This is a genomic window from Collinsella aerofaciens (assembly GCF_018785265.1).
Lineage (GTDB): Bacteria > Actinomycetota > Coriobacteriia > Coriobacteriales > Coriobacteriaceae > Collinsella > Collinsella aerofaciens_AI.
Window position 1 is genome coordinate 77,595 of sequence record NZ_WQPK01000008.1, and the last position, 22,637, is coordinate 100,231.

Below are 22,637 nucleotides of genomic sequence, written 5' to 3' on the forward strand. Positions count from 1 at the left end.
CATACCGATCAATCAAAATAACCTTAACAGTTTACCACTTGGCAACGGTTTTTGACCATTAGGGAAGTTCGCGCTTGACAACCTCGACGATGTCGTCGACAACGCGCTGGGTCAACTCATGCGTCTCGGCCTCGGCCATCACGCGGACCAGCGGCTCGGTACCGCTCGGGCGCACCAGAATGCGGCCACGGCCGTCAAGCTCCTTCTCGGCAGCAGCGACAGCATCCCAGATGGGCTGGCAATCGTCCAGACCAGCCTTGTTGTCGGAATGCACGTTGACGAGTACCTGCGGGTACTTCTTCATGATACCGGCAAGATCGGTGAGGGTGCGACCGGTGCGCTTGAGCACGGCCAGCAGCTGCAGAGCCGTCACCAGGCCGTCACCGGTGGTGTTGTGCTCCAGGAAGATGATGTGGCCGGACTGTTCGCCGCCGATGACGGCGCCGTCCGCGAGCATGCGCTCCAGAACGTAGCGGTCGCCCACGGCGGTCTGGACCATCTCGAAGCCCTGCTCCTTCATAGCGATGGAGAAGCCCAGGTTGCACATGACGGTCGAAACGATCTCGGAGTTGGCGAGCTTGCCGCGAGCGGCGAGGTCAGAACCGCAGATAGCCAGGATGTAGTCACCGTCGATCTCATTGCCCTCGCTGTCCACGAACAGTACGCGGTCGGCGTCGCCGTCGTGGGCCAGGCCGATGTCGGCATGGGTGCGCAGCACGAGCTCGCGCAGGGGCTCAAGATGGGTGGAGCCGCACTCAACGTTGATGTCGGTGCCGCAGTAATCGGTGTTGATGGCATGGACCGTGGCACCCAGGCGCTGCAGCGCGGCGGGCGTAGTCTGGCAGGAAGCACCGTGACCGCAGTCGACGGCAACGACCAGGCCGTCGAGCCTCAGGCCATCAAGCGTATCGATGGCGTGGTCGACGTATGCCTTGCGAGCGTCCTTCATCTTGATAATGTGGCCCACGCCGGCACCGGTCGGCAGCGTGTCGGCAGCCATGGCTTCCTCGGACATGACCCAGGCGCTGATCTCTTCCTCGACAGCATCGGGAAGCTTCATGCCCTTGCGGCTAAAGAACTTGATGCCGTTGAACTCCGGCGGATTATGCGAAGCGGAGATGACGATGCCGCCATCGAGCTCGTTTTGAACAGTGAGCAGCGCCACAGCAGGCGTGGGGATGACGCCACAGCAATGCGGACGGCCGCCCTCGGCCATGATGCCGGCGGTCAGAGCGCTCTCGAGCATGGTGCCCGAAAGGCGCGTGTCACGGCCGATGCAGATATCCGGACCAAGAAACTTGGTCGCCGCGCGACCCAGGCGAAACGCGAGGTCGCACGAGAGGTCGGCGTTGGCGACGCCACGGACGCCGTCGGTACCGAAGATGTTCTGGGGCATAGGATCGCTCCTTCCCAAGTGGGCAAAACGCAGTCGCCCACCCTAGTCGAAAAAGAAAAGCGGGACCCGCCGAGCAATCGGCAGGCCCCGCTTGTACATTGTATCTCGTAAGGAGATAAAACCTTAGCGCTTGGAGAACTGGGGAGCGCGGCGGGCCTTCTTGAGGCCGTACTTCTTGCGCTCGACCACGCGAGCATCGCGCGTAAGGAAACCGGCCTTCTTGAGGTCAGCACGGTAATCGCCAGCGTTCAGAAGAGCACGAGCGATGCCCAGGCGCAGAGCGCCGGACTGACCGGAGATGCCGCCGCCATCGCACAAAGCGATAACGTCGAACTGACCGGCGGTGTCGGTCACCTTGAAGGGAGCAAGGGCGTTCTCAACGAGCTGATGACGGCCGAAATACTGCTCGGCATCACGCTTGTTGATGGTCACCTTGCCGGTGCCGGGGACGAGACGGACGCGGGCGACGGCGTTCTTACGACGGCCGGTACCCTGGTAGACAACGGTGTTCTCAGCCATCTTTAAGCCTCCAGCTCAATCTTCGTGGGGTTCTGGGCAGCGTGCGGATGCTCGGCACCAGCGTAGACCTTAAGCTTGGTCATCTGGGCACGGCCGAGGGTGGTCTTGGGCAGCATGCCGCGAACGGCGCGCTCGATGACCTTCTCCGGGTGCTTCTCCATAGCCTGGCGGAAGCTCTCAGCCTTGAGGCCGCCGTTGTAGCCGCTGTGGCGATAATAGGTCTTCGTGTCGGCCTTGTTACCGGTAAGCTGGACCTTATCGGCGTTGATGACGACAACGAAGTCGCCGCAGTCGCTGTTGGGCGTGAACTGGGGCTTGTTCTTACCGCGCAGGATCATTGCGATCTGGGTGGCAAGACGGCCCAGGACAGCACCATCGGCGTCGACGAGAACCCAGTTGCGCTGGACCTCGCCCTGCTTGGCGTAGTGAGTCGATTTCGAAATCACTTAGACTCCTCCATGTACAGTACGTGTTGTTACAGAGATTCACGGGGCTCTGCAAGTAACCCGTCCATATTACCCCGCTCGCCGTACGAGTCAACAGGTATTTTGGCTCCGACCAGAGTTTCTGCACATGTCATCCACGAGCCGTGATTTTCCAGCTCTTTAGCTGTTGTCATTTTTTGAGGGTTCGCCGTCGCTAGCGCTCAACGAACTCTTGGATTTCCGCGAGCAGGCGCTTTGCCTCCTGGCGGCCCTGGATATACAGGTCCAGAAGCTTTGCCGGATCGTGCTCAACATGGCCGACCTCGACCGGCTTTTGCGGAGCGACGACCAACGCACGGCCCTCGCGCTCATACTTCCACAGGTGCATGCGCTGGATGTTGTAACGGTCGTGGCGCGTCTCGATAGCCTCGAGCAGATAGGGGTAGTCGGCATAGCGGGCGCGCGCGGCCGGCAAAAACTCGTAGGGCTTTTTCTCGTACGAGCGGTCCTGCGTGACGATGACGACCGCACGGTCGAAGCCCGCCTCCTCCAGCACATGCTCGATAGGAACCGAATCGGCCACGCCGCCGTCGACGTATTTGTGCCCGTCTATCTCGACCGGCGGTGTCACCAGCGGCAACGAGGTCGATGCGCGCACAGCGTCGAGGTCGAGCACGGCGCTTTTGACCGGGAGGTACGTGGCGGTTCCAAAGAGCATGTCCGTCGCGACGGCGTACATCTCGATGGGGCTCGCATCGAACGTCTCGTTGTCAAAGGGGTCCAGGCGGTCCTGGACATCGTTGAAGATAAAATCGTAGCCGACGATAGAGCCCGTGGCCGCAAACGACGCGGCGCCCATGAAGCGGTTGTCGTTACAGAAAGCCAGGTTGATGCGGTTGGCACGGCCGATCTGGTGCGATTTGTAGTTCACGCCGTTGAGGGCGCCGGCCGATACACCGTAGACAGCCGGAATCTCGACGCCAGCCTCCATGAGAACGTCGAGCACGCCTGCGGTAAATTGCCCGCGAAAGCTACCGCCCTCCAGGACGAGCGCGACCTTGCCGGCGTTCTTTGCCTTATCTTCTGCAGTCATGTTGACCTCCTGCGATTGCGTTTTGGCTTTCTTCTACCCAGTTTTGGGATGGCGAGAGCGCAGGTTTTTTGAGGCGGCAAGTGAAGCGGAAAGTGTGTCCCAGTTTGAGGCGAGATTCCGGGATGCGCTTTCCGCTTGGACCGCCGCTGGGAAAGCGCGTCCCGTTCTGAGCGCGGATTCCGGGATGAACTTTCCGCTAGCCATTCATTTGGAAACTGCATCCCATTCCGAACGAGGATTCCGGGATGTACTTTCCGCTTGAGCTGCCATTGGGAAAGCATATCCCACTCTACGGCTCGATTCCGGGTCGCAGTTTCCGCTTGAGGCATCATCCGGAAACTACATCCCGGTCTGAGCGCGGATTCCGGGATGGACTTTCCGCCTGGGCCGCCATTGGGAAAGCGTGTCCCGGTCTGCGTTGCCAAGGCGTTTTCTTTACGGCCGCGCCCTGCATAGAGTTCGATTCTCCGCGGTTTGGGGAATCCGTTGATGGGTTGAGGCCGGGGCAAGACGCCCGATCGGCATCGCATCTATATCTAGCTGGGGCATTGCGCGGAGAATCCGCGTATTTGCTTCGCAAATCCGCACCGGCTTCGGCCGCCTGCCGGCGTCCTCACCCGCGGGCTAAAAACGCTCACGCCCTGCACAGAGTTCGATTCTCCGCGGTGCGGACTAGAAATAAAAAGGCAGGTAGATACGAATATCTACCTGCCTGTTACTTCTGGTGGAGGCGCGGAGAATCGAACTCCGGTCCGCGAAAGCCCCCTGATTGGCATCTCCAAGCTCAGTCGCTGGTTTAGTCTCGGACGCTTTGCGCGCAGCGACACGCTCGCGGCGTCCTAACCGGTTCGGTCTTAGCCTGCGCCATACCGATTACGTGCGCAGGAGCATTCCCCTAAAATGACGTCGCACCGGTGGCGGGGAAATCACCGGGTTGACGCGCCGCTATAAATTAAGCAGCGAGAGCCATAGGCTCAAAAGAAGAGTTGTTGTCAATTCAATTTGACGGTACCCCTGTTTAACGAGGCGAGGAGACCTCGGCTTGCTTCCTCTCTCAGAGCTATCGTGTCGAAACCAGTCGCCCCCGAATGTCGGGAAAGTCTGGATGGCATTGGGCACGAGCACCCAACACCCGTCGACTTTTCAAGGAACATGCGGGGCGAGCCCCGCTTGTGGAGTGTTATCTTACCACGTTCTGAAAGCGGACAGCTGTTCTATGCACGAGCTGTGAAGACCCCAATGTGCGCCGCACTTCGCACTTTTGCTACCGATCGCGTCACGTATATTTTCGCCAAGCAAAATTGACCCGTCGAAAGGACCGCCATGGATACCAAGCAGCAACTCGTCAATGCCCTCGCAGGCCTGGGCTCAACCATTACCGAAGCTATGGATGTCATCGAAGGCTTTGTCCCCTGCGGACATCCCGCCCTCACGGTATCGAACGCACTCGTCGCGCTGGACGCCGACGATGATGCAGCTCTCGCCCAGCAGCTTGAGACCGTCGAGGGCTTTATCGACCACGTGAGTGAGAACCGCGGCGTGGCCGCCTACCACGGCATCGAGGTAGAGCTCGCAGGTCCCAAGGCCGATCTGCTCGCAGCAATCCGCGAGGTAGGTACCCTTATGCAGACCGCAGGCGTCAAGAACACCCAGGTCAACGAGTGGGTCTACCGTAGTCTGGCAGCAGTCGACAGCTCCGATGAAAAGGCAGCCGAGCAGCTCGCAGAAAGTCCCACCATCAAGGCCGAGCTTTTGTAAATAGCAGGCGCGGGCCCCTTGGCGCATCGTCGTCCAAGAGGCCCGCAAACAGTTCGCGTCAACCGATAGCCGCGCCGCCGCGTTCGGCCAAAGTCAGAATCGGCATCATTTGGCGCGGGGTCTTTGCTGCAAGATCGGCATGTTCGAGCAGTTTGCGATCGCTAGTCACCAAGTAATCGACCTGCGCGCGCTTGCATGCGGCAAGCACCAAGTTGTCCTCGTAATCGCGATGGAGCGCTAAGTATTTGTCGGCCAGCCAAAGGTCCGACGCATCTGCACCCACGGCCGTGGCGTTTTCGGTCATGTTCCGAACAAACGCCAACGCCGCATCGCCAATTGCGCGGGCAGATGCCTCGTCGAGCGCTCCCCCGCTGGCAAGAACGCTACGCTTCAGCTCGTGTTGGACAACGTACAGCACGTCCTTAGCGATATGCACCGGGAAGAACAGCAACGCCCCCGCCTCCGTCGCCTGCCCAATAAACGCACGCGCGGCAAGCGACTCGGCATGGTCGACGCAAAACGAATCGACCCATACGTTGGCGTCTACCATTATTTTGAGGGGAGCCCCACTCACTGGATCATCCCCTTTTGGCGATAGCGCTCGTCCATGGCTTCGGAATAGATTGTGTCCCAACCGCGATCGTCGGATACGGGCGACGCAGCGATGCCCAAGTCTGCATAGAGCCGGTCTGCCGCTGCCCACGACGCGGCGAACGGAGTATCGGGCGCGACGGTCTGCTGCCGGTCGTCGACGGCCGCAAGCACTTCCTCGCACTGCCCGCCACCCTGCGCGACCTTGGCCACCACCTTTTTGATGAGCTCGGACAGCGACCCGCCCGAAAGCCGCAGCGCCTCCTCGGCACGGTTCTTGACCTGGCGATCCACGCGAACGTTCACCTGCGCCATGCCGCTAACAGCACCCACGTCGATCTCGCTCCCTTCAATTGCTAGCCCTGCTAGCAACACTATATAGAGAAGCTAGCACATGGTCAAATGCAAAAGGCCTGCGCCCGGACGACACCGATGCCGTCTGGGCGCAGGCCAGATAACGTGCGCGAACACGTCTGCTAGCGCAGGTAAGCCTTTGCGTTGCCCAGGCTGTAGGCGATCGTCGAGCCGTTATGCAGCAGTGACGACGTCTGCGGAGTAATCATGCCGGTAATACCCAATGCCAACAGCGCCGAGTTGGTGAGCATCACCTTGGAATATGAACTCGTCAGACGGTCGATAAGCCCCTGACTCATACGGCGCAGACGCACGATTGCGGCCAGATCCGTATCGGTCAGGATGATATCGGCGACCTCCTTGGCGATGTCGCTTCCGCCGCCCATTGCCAGCCCCACGTCGGCCAAACCGAGCGCCGGCGAATCGTTGACGCCGTCGCCCACCATGGCAACGTGGCGCCCCTCGCCCTTAATGCGCTCAACATACGCGTACTTGTCCTCGGGCAGCAGCTCGGCCTTAAACTCGTCGACACCTGCCTCGCGAGCAATGCGCTCGGCCGTGCGCTCGGAGTCGCCCGTAAGCATGACCACGTGCTTAACGCCCAACGCGTGCAAGTCGGCGATGGCCTCACGGACCCCGGCCTTGAGCGGATCCTCGATACCGAGCACGCCGACGACCTTGCCATCGACCGCCAGGTACAGCGGCGACAGGCCCTGCATCTGGGACTCAATGCGTTCCTTGATGTCGGAATCGAGCTGCGCGCCCTCGTCCTCAAATACAAAGTGCGCGGAACCGATGATAGCGCGACGCCCTTCGATGGACGAGGCAATGCCGTGCGCCACGATGTACTCGACGGCGGCGTGGCGCTCGCGATGCTCGAGCCCGCGCTCACGTGCCGCATTGACCACGGCGCGCGCCACCGGATGCGGAAAATGCTCCTCCAGGCAAGCGGAAAGGCGCAGGACCTCGTCCTCGCTCCAGCCATCGGTGGTGAGTACGCAGGCAAGACGCGGCTGCGCCTCGGTGAGCGTACCGGTCTTATCAAACACAATGGTGTCGGCCTTGGCAAACGACTCAAAGTACTTCGCGCCCTTGACCATTACGCCCATCTTGGCGGCGTCGCTCATGGCAGTCATGACGGCGACGGAACCCGTGAGCTTGAGTGCGCACGAGTAGTCGACCATCAGCGCCGCCGAGGTCTTGATGAGGCTGCGGGTGGTAAGCGCAACCAGGCCCGCGAGCAGGAAGTTCCACGGGACGATCTTGTTGGCAAGGTCCTCCATATGCGACTGGCCCTCGGACTTGAGCGAGTCGGCCGTCTGCACGAGCGAGACGATTGAGCGCAGCTTGGTCTGTGCCGTGTTGGCGCGCACGCGCACCAAGATGCTGCCGTCTTCCACGACGGTGCCGGCGAATACGTCGTCGCCTGCGCTGCGCTCGACGGCCAGCGGCTCGCCGGTCAGGGTCGCCTGGTTGACCATGGCGCTCCCCTGCTCAACCACGCCGTCGATGCAGATGGACATGCCAGTGCGCACAGCGACCAGATCGCCGGGCTCGAGCTCGGTCGCGGCAACACCCACTTCGGTGTCGCCGACAACCTTTTGCGCCTTGTCGGGCACATCGAGCAGCGAGTTGATGAGCTCGTTTTCGCTCATGGCGCGGGTGTAGTCCTCGAGCAGCTCGCCCACGTTGAGCAGGAACATCGTCTGGCCCGCGGTGTCGACATCACGCTTGACGAACGAAATGCCGATGGCCGAAGCGTCGAGCACGGGAACGGTCAGGCGCGGCTGCGCCAGCTCATGAAGGGCAGCGCGCAAAAATGCCATGTAACCGGCCACGACAAACACCGCGCGCAGAGGCGTCGGCAAGAACCAACGACGTGCGTAATGGGCACCGACGAGTGTCGCCAGGTCCATAACGAGTTTATGCTTGCGCGGCTCGAGTTGCATCACGTAGCCCGACTTGGCATCGGCGATAGCTTGAGCATCGAGTGCGCCCAGGGCGTCGAGCACGCTCGCACGACATCGCTCGTCATATTCGAGCGCCATCTGGCCAATACGGCCGTAGACGCGCACCTTGTGCACGCCGTCGATATCGCCGCTGAGCTTAAGAAGTGCATCGAGATCGCTCTCTGGCACAGGACCCGCCAATTGAAGACGGGTCCTGCCGGGGATCTCGCTAATAATCGAGAATCTCATAGTTTGTGCCTGGGAGCGCTACTCGGCTGCCTCGTCAGCAGCGGCCTCGCTCTGGGTGATGTAGGCAGCCTCGGCAACCATGTCATCGACATTGGCCTTGGCCTGCTCGACCATGTCCTGGTAGCAGTTCTTGACGCGCATACCGCACGCGATGCCCTGCACGCAGGCGTTCTTTACCGGAGCGCTGGTGAGCAGCTTGATGCCGGCCGTACCAAGCAGAAAACCGCCACCGACAAGCAGGGTGTTAAACGTCGACTTCTTCATGTTGCTTCTCCCTTTTGCCGCACAAGCGCGGCATGGTGCCTTAGCACCCGAGTTCATTAGTTTGCTCGAGCACGCTTTTGAAAATAGTTTAGTATAACTATTTGGTCAACAATGGCTAACTTTTTGGAAACTATGGGGATGAACTCAATGTGACAAAGGGATTGTCCCTTTGTCACATTCCTATAGCCGCCAGGCAGCCGCTTCCTTTTGCAGCGCAACCATGCGGGCGAATTCTCCACCTGCCGCCTTGAGCTGTGCCGGAGTGCCCTGCTCGGCAACCACACCATCCTTGAGCACAACGATTTTGTCGGCATTTTCCACCGTACGCATACGGTGGGCAATAACGATAACCGTCTTACCTGCAAGCAGACGGGAGAGCGCCTGCTGCACCACGGTCTCGTTCTCCACATCCAAGCTTGCCGTCGCCTCGTCCAACAGCACGATGGGCGCGTCCTTAAGCAGCGCACGGGCGATGGAGATGCGCTGGCGCTCGCCGCCGGAGAGCTTGGAGCCGTTCTCGCCGATCATGGTGTCGTAGCCCTGCGGCATACGACTCACGAACTCATCGCAGTTGGCGGCATGTGCGGCAGCCAAGACTTCCTCATCGGTGGCGTCACGACGCCCGAGGCGGATGTTTCCCATCACTGTGTCGTCAAAGAGCAGTACGTCTTGGAACACAATGGCGTAGTCGCGCAGGAGTACCTCGGGATCGACGCTCGCAACATCCACGCCACCCACGGTAACCTTGCCCGCGGTGGCATCCCAAAAGCGTGCGGCCAGGCGGCTCACCGTAGACTTACCGGAACCCGAAGGACCGACCAGCGCCGTAACTTCGCCTTCCTTGGCGGTAAAGCTCACATCGGTAAGAACTTTCTCGCCGGCGCGCCCGTCCTCGCCCGCACCATAGCCAAATGCCACGTGATCGAACACCACATCGTGGCCCGCGGGCTCAAATTTCTCGCTGCCCCGCGCCACAGGCTCTTCCATGATGGAACGCATGCGCTTGGCAGACGACTCGGCGACAAACAGCTCGGACATTAACATTAACGCCTGGTCAAACGGCGCATAGATACGGCTCACCATAAGCAGGAAGGCAAACATCACCAAAAAGTCGACCTGCCCGGAGGCGACCATCGCAGCACCCGTGACCAGCGTAGTGGCAATGCCCAGACGCAGGATGGCAAAGGCGGAGTTGACCAAAAGCCCGTTAGCGAGCTCGCCCTTGGTGGTCTCGCGCTCCTCGGCATCGATCACAACGTTGAGTCCCTCAAGATAATGGGCCTCTTGGTTGGTGGCGCGGATCTCGCGAACGCAGTCGAGCGTCTCTTGAATCGCCTCGGTAACCTTGACCTTCTCGGCGCGCACGCGATCGAACACCGGAGTCATGGGGCCGCGTGTTAGATACAGCACGGCAAAGGCCACGGGAACGCTCCAAAACGCCGCGATCGCCAGCTGCCAGCAAAAGAACAGCGACGCCACGAACACAATGGCGCTTGCGATGATGGCACCCCAAAGCTCTCCCAGCACGTGGCTGTAGGCGTGCTCCATGGCCTGGACGTCACCCATGATGGTCTCGGTTAAATCGGCCAGATCACGACGACCAAAAAACGACAGCGGCAGTTTGCGCAAGCGCTCGGCAATCTCCATACGCTGCTTGCCGCACTCCTCGTAAAAGATGCAGTAGGTGTAGTAATACTGCTGCCAGTTAGAAGCGAAGAGCAACACAAAAAAGACCAGGAGGCCGCCCACGATCGGCAGGGCATCCGGCAGGTCAGCCCCGCTGGCGAGGTGTTCGACAAAACCGGCCATAACCAGGAATAAAAAGCCCATGCCGGCCATGGTAATAAGATTGGTGAGCGTGGTCCAGAAAATGCCGCGTTTTACGCCGGCGACGCCTTTATCGGATAGGAAATACTTCTTTTGGAATGAGGCGAACATTTAGGCCTCGCCTCCCTTCGTGACGGCGGCATCCGCGGTCGCTGCAGTGATTTTCCAGCTCGCGGCCTGTTCGTATTCGGCCCACATCTTGGCATACAGGCCATTTTGGGACAGCAACTCGGCATGGGTACCCGACTCCTGCACGCTGCCCTGGTTGAGCACCACGATTTGGTCTGCGCCCACCACGGTCGAAAGCCGGTGCGCAATCATAATGACCGTGCGACCCGCCGCCAGCTTGCTAAAGGCGCGCTGAATGAGCGCCTCGTTCTCGGGATCGGCAAACGCCGTGGCCTCATCGAGCACCACGATAGGCGCGTCTTTAAGGATCGCGCGGGCGAGGGCCACGCGCTGGACCTCGCCGCCCGAAAGATATGCTCCGCCGGCACCGAGCATGGTATTGATGCCCTGCGGGAGCTTGGCCACAATGTCGTCGCACTGAGCTGCGGAGAGGGCCGCACGCACTTCGTCGTCAGTGGCCGTAGGCTTGGAGGCGCGCACGTTATCGGCAAGTGTTTGCCGGAACAGCTGGTTGGTCTGGAACACGAAGGCGACCTGGTCCATAAGCTCGTGCGGATCCATATCGCGAACGTCCACACCGCCTACGAGCACTCGACCCGAGGAAACATCCCAAAAACGCGGGATCAGGCTTGCGCAGGTTGACTTACCGCCACCCGAGGGACCCACCAGGGCGAGGGTGCTACCAGCGGAAACGCTAAAACTCACATGGCTGACAGCAGGTGCTTCGGCACCCTCGTACGTAAAGCTCACGTCCTCAAATCGCACGTCGCCGCCGGCAGGGTGCTTGGGTTGGGCGGGCACGGAGAGCTGCTTGGAATCCATGACGCTTCGAATGCGAGCCAGCGAATCAGCACTCATCTGAGAGGCCTCGCCCACAAACATGAGCTTGGTCATGGCCGTCGGCACCACGGCCGAAAATATCGCGTAAAACGTGAAGTTGACCATAAAATGCGCGAAGTCCGTCTCACCCGGTGCCAACAGCAACGCCACGGGCAACAGGAATGCCACAAGACCATTGAGCGCGGTAAGGTTGAGTACCTGCGGACCTCGGCAGAACGTGCCCGAATAGTTTTGTGCCATGTCGGCGTATTCGGCGATCGCATCGTGGAAGGCCTTAAAGGAGTAGACCGTCTGCTGAAACACCTTGACCACGGGGATGCCGCGTACGTATTCGGTGCCGGTCTTGTTCATCTTGACCAGCGCTCCCATGTAGGCCTTCATAAACTCGCCGCCCTTGCCGCCCATCATGGTGGCCATGGCGCCAAACGAAACGACGACCGAGATAAGGCATGCCGCCCCCAAGCGCCAATCGAGGGCGAAAAGCAGCACGAGCAAGCCTGCGACCATGGCAGTGGCGCCGGCGATATCGGGCAGCATGTGCGCGAGCAGGGTCTCGGTGGAGGCGGCGCATCCGTCTACAATACGGCGCAGCTCACCGGTGGCGTGCGTGTCAAAGTAGCCAAGCGGCAGCTTAAGCAGGTGCTCGCTCGTAGTCTTGCGGATATTGGACGCGCAGCGAAACGCAGACAGGTGCGTACACATGAGCCCCACGAAATAAGCTACGATGCTTGCCAGCGCAAACCCCACAGCCCACCAGCCATACGTCGCGATGTTGCAGGCTTCGCTCCAGTTAGGTGCCACGGCGATCAGATCGCGCGCGACAAGCCAAATGCACACGTACGGGCCAAAGCTCAGCAGCTGCGAGAGCGCCGAGAGCGCCATGCCCAAATACGTTAGGAATTTGCGGTCACCGGCATACGCGAGCAACTCGCCGATACCGCCGCCTTCCCTTTTTGATCCCTTTGCCATGAGATTCCTTTCTAACGGCTTGAGAGTTAACCGTACTCAACTTATCATTGATATGTTAGCCAGGGCACACAATCGAGCCAGGCGTGGACGTTTCTGCAAAGGAAGGGGACGCTTTTGAAAATGCATCGGGCCGCGACCGACATAACCGAGCTCTATGCACCGCAGTTTGAGCAGTTTGGCCTGGAGCTTTCCGGCAAGGGCGCCGTCTTTACCGGCGAGGTGGCAAACGACCGGGCGCACGGCCGCGCATGGATCATGCCTCTCTCCCCTGCCTGCATCGTCATGGAGCATTTCATCACCCCGACGCACGATATGTACCTGGCCGAATACACACCCGAGCCATACGCCTGCGTGAGCGAGGTCAGCGCGCCCACACTTACATGCATGCCCGAGGCTGGCATAACGCCCGCGAACCTTAAACCATTGCATGGACCGTGGCCAAACAATGCCGTTTGCAGCTTTATCCAAGATAGCTGTGGCGAGGAATTAAGCCCATTGTTTGCAGGGCAACTCTACCACTCACGCTCGGTGCTCTTTTTGCCTGGATATTTTGACGAACTGGAGCACCGCTATCCCACCGAGTTCGCGGGGATCTTTGAGGCGTTTGCCGAGCCATGGCACGAGGAGGCGACGTCTGCCATCTGCCACACGCTGCGCCGGATTAACGAGGACCGCGCCCGCACCGTAGGCGGACACGTCTATATGCAGGGCATCGTGGAGACCATGGTCGCGGAGCTCGCCTGTTCGCGCGCGGCCCACAAGCAGGCTCGGCAGGCGGCAGACACACGCGTTAGCATAACCATTGCCGAAGAAGCAACGGCAATGATTGAGCGCGCGCTCGACAAAGGCAAACGTGTGGGTATCAACGAGGTGGCCGAGAGGCTCTACACAAGCCGCTCCAAACTATGCGCCACTTTTAAGGCCCAAACCGGCGAGTCCCTGGGCGCCTACATACGAAGGCGTCGCATGGAGCGGGCGCAGGACCTTTTGGCAGATAGCTCGCTTACGATAGCGCAAGTGGCAGAGCGTCTAGGCTACCCTCAGCAAGCCGCCTTCGCCCAAGCCTTCAAACAATACACCGGCACCACCCCCACCACCTGGCGCTCCCAACATATATAAAGAATGAGGGCGCCATCGGCGCCCTCATTCACTCTATTCCATTCAGCCCTACCTGACCCGAACGGCCGAGTCGTTGCAGAATCCGGGAGCCCCGGCAGGGCGGGTGCTTGCTCAAAATGAGTTCCGCACGCAAAGAAGGCCACTTAATGTGGCCTTCGTCTTGCGCAGGACTGTTCGAAATTTTGAGGAAGCACCCGCCCTGCCGGGGCTCCCGGGTTCCCGTTTACGAGAGCGACGTTCTCAGCAACTCGTTGAAGAGCTTCGGGTTGCCCTTGCCGCGGCTCGCCTTCATGCACTGGCCCACCAAAAAGCCGATGACCTTCTGGTTGCCGTCGCGGTACTGCTGCGCCTGCTCGGCACAGTTCGCCAGCACCTCGTCCACGATCGGCTGCAGCGCGCCGGCATCGCTCACCTGACGCATGCCGCGCTCGTCGACGATCTTGTTGGGATCGTCGCCAGTCTGGGCCATGGCCTCAAAGACCTCGTGCGCTTGGTTGGAGCTGATGGCATCGGTCGCGAGCAACTTGGCAAGCGCCGCCACCTGAGCCGGCGCGATGCCGGACTCGGCGAGCGACACGCCTGCGCCCTTAAGGTAGGCGATCATCTCGTTCACCAGCAGGTTTGCGACCGTCTGGGCCTCTTTGCCAGCCATACCGGCAGCGGCAGCCTCAAAGAACTCGGCAAACTCCGGGTCGCCGGCGATTTGCTCGGCATCGGCCGCCTTAATGCCAAAGTCGGTCTCAAAACGGGCACGCTTGGCATCGGGCAGCTCGGGGATCTCGCCACGGCAGCGGTCGATGAACTCATCGTCCAGATCGAACGGCGCCAGATCGGGATCGGGGAACAGGCGATAGTCGTCGGCCGTCTCCTTCACACGCATGACCACGGTGCGCTTGCGGGTGGGCTCCCAGTGGCGGGTCTCCTGATAGATGATGCCGCCCTCCTCGAGCACCTCGGCCTGACGGCAAATCTCGTAGGCTAGACCGTCGTGCAGGCTCTTAAACGAGTTGAGGTTCTTGAGCTCGGTCTTGGTGCCCAGCTTGGTCTCGCCGCGGCGGCGCAGCGACACGTTGCCGTCGCAGCGCATGGAGCCCTTCTCCATGGAGCAGTCCGAAATGCCCAGCGTCACAAAGATGCGACGGAGCTTCTCCATAAACAGGCGAGCCTCCTCGGGCGTACGCAAGTCGGGCTCAGTCACGAGCTCAATCAAAGGCGTGCCGCAGCGGTTGTAGTCGACGAGCGACTCGGCCGCGGCGGTAATGCGGCCCTCGGCACCGCCCACGTGCACCATCTTGGCAGCGTCCTCCTCCATGTGGATGCGCAGGATGCGGATGGGCACCGTGTAGGAACCGTCCTCGCGACGCTCGGGCATCTGCAGGCTGGACGCGTCGTAGCTGGCCAGGTGGCCGGCACGCTGGTTGCCCTCGCGCATGGTCGACGTCATGGACGTAGACAGGCCCTCGGCGTTGGCCGAAGCGCTCGCCAGACTCTGGGCCTCGGCCTCGCCAAACGCGCAGTCGGGGCGCTCGGCGGCACCGCGACCGGTCACATCCAGATCCAGGTGACCGTACATGGCAAAGGCGACCGGACCCTGCGTGGTCTGGAAGTTCTTGGCCATATCGGGATAGAAGTAGTGCTTGCGGTAGAACATCGAGTGGCGCTGAATCTCGCAATTGGTGGCGAGACCTGCCTTGACGATGCTCTCGATGGCGCGCTTGTTGGGCACCGGCAGGGCGCCGGGCAGGCCCAGGCACACCGGGCACACGTTGGCGTTGGGCTCGTCATCGTGGCTGAGCTTGCAGTTGCAGAACATCTTGGTATCGAGTGCGGTGAGCTCGGTGTGGATCTCCAGGCCGATCACGGCCTCCCAATCCTGCAGGACCTCGGAAAGCTCCTTCATTACAGCTCGCCTCCCTTCCCGGCAAAATCGGGCGCGACGGAAAGTGCGGGCGCACCCGTGGCGGCATCGGCAAAGCCGCGCTCCAGGGCGCGGGCAAACGTGAGCAGTTGACGGTCCTTAAACGCCGGACCCACCAGCTGGGCAGAAACGGGCAGCTGAGTATCCTCGCCCAGGCCCAGCGGCACCGAGATACCGCCGTTGCCGCAAATGTTGAGCGAAATGGTGTACAGGTCGGAGAGGTACATCTGCGTGGGGTCGCTGATCTCGCCAAACTTAAAGGCCGTGCGCGGCGAGGCGGGCATGAGGATGGTGTCCACCTTGGCATACGCGGCGTCGTAGTCCTGCGTGATGAGCGTGCGGGCCTTTTGCGCAGCGTAGTAGTACTTGTCGTACACGCCCGAGCTCAGCAGGTAGGCGCCGAGCATCTGACGGCGCTTGGCCTCGGCGCCAAAGCCGTGGGCGCGCGAAAGCGAGCTCTGGTCGGACAGGTTGACGCAGCCCTCCTCCTGGTAGCCGTAGCGAATGCCGTCGAAACGAGCCAGGTTGGAGAACGCCTCGGCCGGGCCGATGACGTAGTAGGCGGCGATAGCGGCGTCCAGGTGCGGCAGGTCGACCTCGACCAGCTCGGCGCCCTGGTTCTGCAACTCCTGGGCGGCGCGCTGAACAGCGGCCTTGACCTCGGGCGTCAGGCCCTCGGCCTCCATAAACGCGGGGATGATGCCCACGCGCTTGCCCTCGATGCTGTCGTTGAGATGCTCGGTAAAGTCGACGGCGCAATCCTGGCTGGTGCAGTCGTACGGATCGTGGCCCGCGCCAGTAAGCGCGTTCATGGCCAGCGCGACATCCTCGACCGTGCGGCCAAAGGGCCCCACCTGGTCGAGCGACGAGCCAAAGGCGACCACGCCGTAACGGCTCACGGCGCCATACGTGGGCTTAAAGCCCACCACGCCGCACAGCGACGCCGGCTGGCGAATGGAGCCGCCGGTGTCCGAGCCCAGCGAGAGCGCGACCTCGCCCGCGGCGACGGCGGCAGCGGAGCCGCCCGAGGAGCCGCCGGGCACGCGCTCGGTATCCCAAGGGTTGTTGGTGCGGTGGAAGGCCGAGCTCTCGGTGGAGCTGCCAAAGGCAAACTCGTCCATGTTGGCCTTGCCCATGGGCAGGCAGCCGGCATCGAGCATGCGTTGGACGCAGGTGGCGGTGTAGACGCTCTGGTAGTCCCCGAGCATGCGGGAAGCGCAGGTGGTGCGCGTGCCCACGAGGTTCATGTTGTCCTTAATGGCCAGCGGCACGCCCGCGAGCGGGGGCAGCGGCTTGCCTGCGGCACGGTCGGCATCCACGCGCGCAGCGGCCTCGAGCGCAAGCTCGGGCGACACCTGCAGGAATGCCTGAACCCCGCCCTCGCGTGCCTCGATGGCGGCAAGGGAGGCCTGGGCCACCTCGGTAGCGGTAAAGTCGCCGGCGGCAACGCCTGCGGCAATCTGGGCGGCGGTAAGGGAATCGAAGCTTAGCGCCATTACTCGCTCTCCCCCTCTCCCAAAATGGACGGCACGCGGAAGTAGCGGTCGCGCGCGCTGCCGGCGTTTTCGAGCGCGACGTCGAGCGGCAGGTCGCGCTCGGGCTCGCGCAGGTCATCGCCCATCACGTTGGACAGGCTTCCGATAGGATGGAACGTGGGCTCCACGTCGGGCAAGTCATATTGCAAGACGGGCTCGAGCATCCGGACGGCGTCGTTCAGGTAGGACGTCATCTGGGTGAGCTCGTCATCGGTCAGTGCGATCTTTGCGTACTCGGCGATGCCGCGCACGTCTTTCTCGCTGAGTGCCATAGGCGCTCCCTTCCGCATAACAGATAAACCGCTCTAGTATACAAGGCAACGCCGCTTGGAGCAGGTGCTTTACCCAAATGCAGCGAAAACGTAACGAGAGCGGCGGGCTGGCAGGCGGCGGGCTGGCGGTTCTGCAGCGAAACCGCACCGTCCATAACGAAAACTGTCCCGCCCGCAACGAAAACCGTGCCGCCCACAACGAAAACCATCACAACATTCGACACTTTTCGCCAAAATCGAATTTTATATCGAATGTTGTGATGGTTTGGAAGCTCCCGACCACCACAAAGGTGCCTGTCCCCTTTGTGGTTGTTCTGAACGATGTCTTATGCCGAGGCCTTGACCTTGCGGCGCTTGCGGACCGCGTGGATCACGATGTCCAGCAGCAACAGCACAATGGCCACGACCACAATGAGCACGGCAAACTCGCGCTTGCCCCAGTGGCGGCCGGCCAGCGACTTTTGCTTGTCGACGTCCTTTTTGTTGTACTTGGTGCGCACGCAATGCACCAGCAGGCGATGGTCGTTTACGCCGTAGGGCGTGCAGGTGACGAGCGTCACCTTGTCGGCGCCGGGCTCGATGGTCAGCGACTCCATCTCCTCGGGCAGCACCACCTCGGAGTCCACCATCTTGTAGGCGAGCGTCTTGTTCATGGTGTGTAGCAGCACCAGGTCGCCGGGCTTCAGCGAGTGGATGTCGTCGAACATGCTCAGGTTGCGCATGCCCGAGTGCGCGGTGAGCACGCAATGCGTCGAGGTACCGCCCACCGGTAGGCTCGTGCCCTCCAGGTGGCCGACGCCCGCCATGAGGACTTCCTCGCTCGTGCCGTGGTAGATGGGCATGCTCACGTCGATGGAGGGGATCTCGACCCAGCTCATCATGGGGTCGCGGTCGAAGATGAGCTGCTGGGCGTAGGGCTCGATCTGGTCGGCGGGAAGCTCGGTGGCCTCGCCGGCAAGTTGCTCGTTATAGGAGCGCGCCTGAAGCAGAATGCGCTCGCGTTCCTCTTCGGAGAGCGCGTCCACGGTGCTAGACACGGTGCTGATCTGGTTGAACACGCCCGAGGCCTCGAGCCGGTCCAAGATCCAAGGCCAGGTCATAAGGCCCACGCCAATAAGGATGATGACGATGGTGATGAGCCGGTCGGCCCAGCGCGGCAGTCGCTTGCGGCGGCGCCTGGGCTTGGGCTTGGGCTGAGGGCTTGAGCCGCCGTTGTCCGCGGCGTTATTGCTCTTCATATGTTTGGCGCCCTGCACCATCGCCGGTCACTCCTCTACAACTCAAGTTGTCTAAACAAATAATACCCGATTAGCGAGCTCATGCGCCGGACAACGCAACTAGACTGCACCGTCCGGGCCACGTAACCCCACTCAACCAATCAAGCCATATGTTGCTTTCATCGTCTCGAGCAACTGCGCCATCGTTACGCCCGCAACCCCAATCTGTTTCAGATTGACGTCGCCCACCTCGCAATCTTTAACAAACGCAAGCATATCGTCCTTCAGTTCTCCGCCCAGGTCGACACCTTCCGACTCGCCAAGCAGCTGAACAAGCCTCAGCGCATCGCGTTTATGCTTTTTTACCTTCTTCGAATCAACGTTCTCCCCCGCTTCCCTTCTAGCTTTTAGGTCGAGATACGCCTTCGCTTTGAACGGGACAATGTATTCCGTACCCAGGACCGAAACGCCGTCTACGGTCCGGATTCCCTGAAGGAACAAGCTGTAGTAAGCATCTTCCAACAAAATTGCCGAAAGACTGCTTATGTTTTCATCAACGTGAATTGGTGCCACATCAATCCCCTCACGACCCTTTAGAAAGTCGGGGCACTTCGCGAAGAGCTCGATCATATGGGGGTAACCCGTCCTCTTAGGCTCTGTAAACCGATAAAAACATGAGCCTTTGCCTTCGCCCCAGCCGCAGCGGTAACCGCCATCACGCACCAAAGTCCATATAGCTTCTGCCGTCTGAGGCAACCGGTCATCGGCGACAATTACAACATCAAAATCGTGAGTCGCCCTAAACGGAAGTCCCGCCTCCGCGAGCAAAATGTCGCATGCCGTGCCGCCGATAAGAGCATACGATCCTGCAGCTTCTTGCATATGCTGCTGAAATTCTTGGAGGCCTTCTACAGCGCTTCTTGCCATGGATATTCCTTTCCAAACATGCGATCGACTTCGAGCTGAATTCGCTCATCGTCGATTGCCGCCAAAGATAGCGCAAGCGAAATGTTGTCGACACGGGAGGAGCCGGCAAACACGGGTGCATAGCGCCACACTTGGATCATCGCCGTCTCGTTATCCGGCAACTCCCCGTCTGCGACTTCGAGGTCGCTCAGTTGACGCCATGCACTTCTTAAGACGGCCTTTTGTTCCATGCCCGGCGTAGCGAGCATCGAACGCGCAGCGAGCGCCGTCTCCCCGGCGTCAACAAGATAGTCGATCTGCGGCGCCTTCTTTGCAAAAAAGACCTTCGAGACAGGCGAGGAGAGCTCTGCCATGTGTTCGCTGAGCAGAAGATCAACGGCAACAGGGAACACGACGACACGTCGCTCGCGACGCTCGCGCCTCGCGAGCCCCCTGTCAACAAGCTCGGTTATGGCCTCACTCGCACGGCTTGCCGAAATCCCAAGCGCACGACAAAGGTCATAGGGACGATATGGCTCCTGGGCTGCTCCCCAGATTGCGGCAGCCTGCGCGTTGGGTGACATCTTGGTCGCGTGATTGCGAAACCGGGCACCGCCCCTCTCCGTGCAAGCTGTGCCCATAAATGGAAGAAAAGCCTGTCTACCGGGACAGACAAAGGGAATCCCTTGTGCGACCAATGCTTTGCGCTGACGTGCGTCGGCATCAGGAAACGAAACGACAACAGGAGTCTCCGCACGCAAGGCTAGCTGACTATAGACCCTCTTAGCCTCGGGAAGCCCGACGCCAGTAGGCAAACTTGCAAGCAAAAACGAAAAACCGTTTGCGTCAACAGCGCGGACCTCAATCGCTCGCAGATGCAGCGGCAAGCGTGCGGATCCAGGCCAAGTTTTGGTCTTGGCGGAGAGGCCTAGTGCTTCTTGTAAGTAGATTAGCGCTTCGTTCATTTCCATTGTTTTCGTTTGATTCCAGTTTATATTGTAATTATACATTATTTTCGGAATTAAAGAGATTCCGTTCGTGCCTAAGCCCATATTTGAGTTTTCAAAATATCCCGGATCGGCTGGGCGATTCGGGATACAATATCAATAGAAAACGACGCATCCCGCGTAAGTGTACGAGAGCGCGGGCGGCCTAGTTTTCAGCTTTAGTTAAATGCCCGGGCTCCGAACCCCGGGCATTCTTATTTGCGCTTGTTGCGGCGCAAATGCCTTCTACCGTCCGCACTGCGCGTGCGCCTACGGACCTTAAACCGAACTTCATACGAGTCAAGAAACGCGATGACGGATGAGTCCGCATCGGACGGTGGAGGCTGGCTGCGTTGTCCAAAAAAACGGGGCAGACTCCAGTGCGGAGTCTGCCCCGAAAAGAAAATGGCAAAGCAAGAACGTGGATGGACGAGAAAAGTGTCCGCAAGTCTCATGGCCATCGCATCCCACCTGCCAAAGGGATGGATGAGTGAGCGTTACTCCTGCTCGGACTCCTCAGCCTGCTTACGGCTGCGGATGAGGTGCGCCACGCCGATGCACAGCACCGCGCCACCAGCGATCCAGGTGAAGGTCACGCCGTTGAGACCGGTGAGCGGGAGGTTGGAGCCCTTCTTGTTCTTGACGGTAAGGGTGACGGTGCCGCCGTCGACTGACGGGGTAACCATGGTAGCGGAGTCAGGTTTCTGCACAGTAACCTTCAGCGTATTTACAGCTGTTTTTTCGTCGAGCGCCACACCCTCGTCTTTATTAAGCCCCTCAGGCTTGATAGTGAAGGTAAAGTCGTCCAGCGTATTGTAGCCAGGGTTGCTGCCCTCGACCTCGTGCACCGTGTAGGTACCAGCATCGAGACCCTTGACATTAATCTTGCCGCCATTCGCCGTTTTGAACTTATAGGCCTCATTGACAAGAGTGCCTTCGCTGCCGACATACATATCCTTGGAGCCAACATCGTCAGGATCGGTTGCTTGGATGGTGAACTCTACATTGTCAATCTTAGTAGTATCAGAATCAGCATCCTGCTTGATAAGCTTAAGCGCGTAGGTGTAGTCGCGGACGGTATCGGGCACAGACTCACCCGTTCCTTCGCCCATGGGATTGTTGGAATAAATGAGTTTTACGGCGTTGTCGTTACCTGTGCCGCCGACAGTAACGTTCGTAGCCTTCGTGGGATCAAGCATAGCGGTGTAAGTGACAACGACATTGGAGCTACCGTCGAGCGCCGCGTTAGCCTGTTCCGCAGCGGTCTTGAGGTCGGCAAACTTTACAGTCAACGTGTTAGTTGCATCAATCGAAACATCGTAACCGGTCTTGGCGCCAGGAGTCGTGTTGGGTGAAAGGATCGTATCACCGATTTTAACGATGACGCTGCTAGCATCTGCCGTCAGACCGTCAGAAAGCTTATCGCTGAACTCATAATGGTAAGTATCGAACGTTGCGATATTGCTGGCAACGGTGCCAGTCAGCTTATATTCAACTTTCTGGCCCATCTGCGAGTCGGCCTTGTCGGCCCAATTGCTGCCGTCGTCGTTTTTGACTTTCTTCACAACTGTGGGAATGCTGGTCTTCTCGGTAACGGTCACGAGAGCGTCGCCGACAACAGCGAAGATCGGCGAAGTACCAGTATTCTTCTTCACTTCCTGATCGGTGCTCAAGGTGCTCTCGTCAGTCACAAAGAGATAATAGCCTTGCAGGGCATTTCCGTTCCCGTCCTGGGGCTTAAAGACATCGTCGGTGGTAAAGGAAGAACCCGTCTGGCCTACGCTCTTCACGACCTCCTTTGCCAACCCGTTGAACAGATTGTCGTTTTCAATGGGGGTCGTCTCGCCGGTGCCATCTGCATGATCGGTCAGATACTTAGCAGCAGCTTGTGCTGAGGAGCTAAGGGTGATACCAGAGTTGGGTACCTTTGAAAGATAGTTCAGAACCGCATCCTTCGCCTTAGGGCTCGCCCAATCGATGTTCGAAACGACCTTGCTCGACCCGTCGGTTCCATCCACAACATCGGCCTTGAAAATCTGGTAGGCCTTGTACGTCACATCGCCATTCTCATTGTTCTTGTTGATCTTGATGCTATTGGTCGTAGTAGCCACATCATCAGCAAACGCCATCGTGACCGGGGCCATGACGCCGCCGAAGCTCAGCGCTGCTGTGAGGCCGGCGGTTACTGCCAGGCGTGCGATGTTCTTGCTCATGCTCATCTTCTTTTCCTCTGCTTTCTGCTCGAATTCCATTTGATCTAAATCTGTCTGTCTGTGTCTTAGCATCTACTTCGCTACGTCTCGCCCCGCTCTCTGTGGGGC

Annotated in this window: 19 protein-coding genes and 1 other RNA gene; 2 read left to right on the forward strand and 18 right to left on the reverse strand. The window is 59.9% G+C overall.

Going from position 1 to position 22,637, the window contains the following annotated elements; genetic code table 11:
• Positions 1-58 precede the first annotated feature (58 nt).
• From glmM to ssrA, 5 genes are all read right to left on the reverse strand, one after another.
• Positions 59-1,396 (reverse strand): phosphoglucosamine mutase, encoded by a 1,338-nt coding sequence (glmM, locus tag GPK42_RS01635; protein ID WP_006234694.1) that lies wholly within the window; start codon positions 1,394-1,396, stop codon positions 59-61.
• A gap of 123 nt (positions 1,397-1,519) precedes the next feature.
• The gene (gene rpsI / locus GPK42_RS01640; RefSeq protein WP_022094634.1) at positions 1,520-1,915 is read right to left on the reverse strand and encodes a 30S ribosomal protein S9; all 396 of its coding nucleotides are present in this window, start codon (positions 1,913-1,915) and stop codon (positions 1,520-1,522) included.
• A 2-nt stretch (positions 1,916-1,917) separates the two neighbouring features.
• A complete protein-coding gene (gene rplM, locus GPK42_RS01645) occupies positions 1,918-2,361 on the reverse strand; it encodes a 50S ribosomal protein L13 (protein ID WP_022094635.1) in 444 nt (147 codons plus the stop codon).
• A 193-nt stretch (positions 2,362-2,554) separates the two neighbouring features.
• The gene (locus GPK42_RS01650) at positions 2,555-3,433 is read right to left on the reverse strand and encodes a patatin-like phospholipase family protein (RefSeq protein ID WP_215693063.1); all 879 of its coding nucleotides are present in this window, start codon (positions 3,431-3,433) and stop codon (positions 2,555-2,557) included.
• Between the two features lie 722 nt (positions 3,434-4,155).
• Positions 4,156-4,519: a transfer-messenger RNA gene (gene ssrA, locus GPK42_RS01655) on the reverse strand.
• Positions 4,520-4,756: 237 nt separating this feature from the next.
• Here ssrA and GPK42_RS01660 point away from each other — a divergent pair.
• On the forward strand, positions 4,757-5,191 hold the full coding sequence (locus tag GPK42_RS01660) for a hypothetical protein (protein WP_215693065.1): 435 nt from the start codon (positions 4,757-4,759) through the stop codon (positions 5,189-5,191).
• 58 nt (positions 5,192-5,249) lie between these two features.
• Here GPK42_RS01660 and GPK42_RS01665 read toward each other — a convergent pair whose 3' ends face one another.
• The 6 genes from GPK42_RS01665 to GPK42_RS01690 all read right to left on the reverse strand — a co-directional run bounded on the left by GPK42_RS01665 (position 5,250) and on the right by GPK42_RS01690 (position 12,363).
• Positions 5,250-5,765 (reverse strand): type II toxin-antitoxin system VapC family toxin, encoded by a 516-nt coding sequence (locus GPK42_RS01665; RefSeq protein ID WP_215693067.1) that lies wholly within the window; start codon positions 5,763-5,765, stop codon positions 5,250-5,252.
• Positions 5,762-6,115, reverse strand: a complete 354-nt coding sequence (locus tag GPK42_RS01670; protein ID WP_215693069.1) for a hypothetical protein — start codon at positions 6,113-6,115, stop codon at positions 5,762-5,764. The genes GPK42_RS01665 and GPK42_RS01670 overlap by 4 nt, the downstream gene beginning before the upstream one ends.
• Positions 6,116-6,258: 143 nt before the next feature.
• Positions 6,259-8,274, reverse strand: coding sequence for a heavy metal translocating P-type ATPase (locus GPK42_RS01675; RefSeq protein WP_338404309.1), 2,016 nt, complete (start codon positions 8,272-8,274; stop codon positions 6,259-6,261).
• A 78-nt stretch (positions 8,275-8,352) separates the two neighbouring features.
• Positions 8,353-8,598: a DUF6110 family protein gene (locus tag GPK42_RS01680; RefSeq protein ID WP_022094642.1), complete on the reverse strand. Its 246-nt coding sequence runs from the start codon at positions 8,596-8,598 to the stop codon at positions 8,353-8,355.
• Positions 8,599-8,778: 180 nt separating this feature from the next.
• A complete protein-coding gene (locus GPK42_RS01685; protein ID WP_215693073.1) occupies positions 8,779-10,536 on the reverse strand; it encodes an ABC transporter ATP-binding protein in 1,758 nt (585 codons plus the stop codon).
• The gene (locus GPK42_RS01690; RefSeq protein ID WP_215693075.1) at positions 10,537-12,363 is read right to left on the reverse strand and encodes an ABC transporter ATP-binding protein; all 1,827 of its coding nucleotides are present in this window, start codon (positions 12,361-12,363) and stop codon (positions 10,537-10,539) included.
• Positions 12,364-12,483: 120 nt separating this feature from the next.
• Between GPK42_RS01690 and GPK42_RS01695 the strand changes: the two genes are divergently transcribed.
• Complete coding sequence (locus GPK42_RS01695) at positions 12,484-13,482, forward strand: helix-turn-helix transcriptional regulator (RefSeq protein WP_252200027.1); 999 nt, start codon at positions 12,484-12,486, stop codon at positions 13,480-13,482.
• Positions 13,483-13,705: 223 nt separating this feature from the next.
• Here the strand turns inward: GPK42_RS01695 and gatB are convergent, their stop codons facing one another.
• The 7 genes from gatB to GPK42_RS01730 form a co-directional block, all read right to left on the reverse strand.
• Positions 13,706-15,382, reverse strand: coding sequence for an Asp-tRNA(Asn)/Glu-tRNA(Gln) amidotransferase subunit GatB (gene gatB, locus GPK42_RS01700; RefSeq protein ID WP_215693079.1), 1,677 nt, complete (start codon positions 15,380-15,382; stop codon positions 13,706-13,708).
• Positions 15,382-16,896, reverse strand: coding sequence for an Asp-tRNA(Asn)/Glu-tRNA(Gln) amidotransferase subunit GatA (gene gatA, locus GPK42_RS01705; protein ID WP_215693081.1), 1,515 nt, complete (start codon positions 16,894-16,896; stop codon positions 15,382-15,384). The genes gatB and gatA overlap by 1 nt, the downstream gene beginning before the upstream one ends.
• Entirely contained in the window at positions 16,896-17,207 is a 312-nt protein-coding gene (gatC, locus tag GPK42_RS01710) for an Asp-tRNA(Asn)/Glu-tRNA(Gln) amidotransferase subunit GatC (protein ID WP_215693083.1), read from the reverse strand. The genes gatA and gatC overlap by 1 nt, the downstream gene beginning before the upstream one ends.
• 326 nt (positions 17,208-17,533) lie before the next feature.
• A complete protein-coding gene (locus GPK42_RS01715; protein ID WP_215693085.1) occupies positions 17,534-18,445 on the reverse strand; it encodes a class C sortase in 912 nt (303 codons plus the stop codon).
• A 132-nt stretch (positions 18,446-18,577) separates the two neighbouring features.
• Complete coding sequence (locus GPK42_RS01720) at positions 18,578-19,351, reverse strand: hypothetical protein (protein WP_215693087.1); 774 nt, start codon at positions 19,349-19,351, stop codon at positions 18,578-18,580.
• Positions 19,333-20,301: a MarR family transcriptional regulator gene (locus tag GPK42_RS01725; RefSeq protein WP_215693089.1), complete on the reverse strand. Its 969-nt coding sequence runs from the start codon at positions 20,299-20,301 to the stop codon at positions 19,333-19,335. The genes GPK42_RS01720 and GPK42_RS01725 overlap by 19 nt, the downstream gene beginning before the upstream one ends.
• 512 nt (positions 20,302-20,813) lie before the next feature.
• A complete protein-coding gene (locus tag GPK42_RS01730) occupies positions 20,814-22,529 on the reverse strand; it encodes an isopeptide-forming domain-containing fimbrial protein (protein ID WP_215693091.1) in 1,716 nt (571 codons plus the stop codon).
• Positions 22,530-22,637 lie beyond the last annotated feature (108 nt).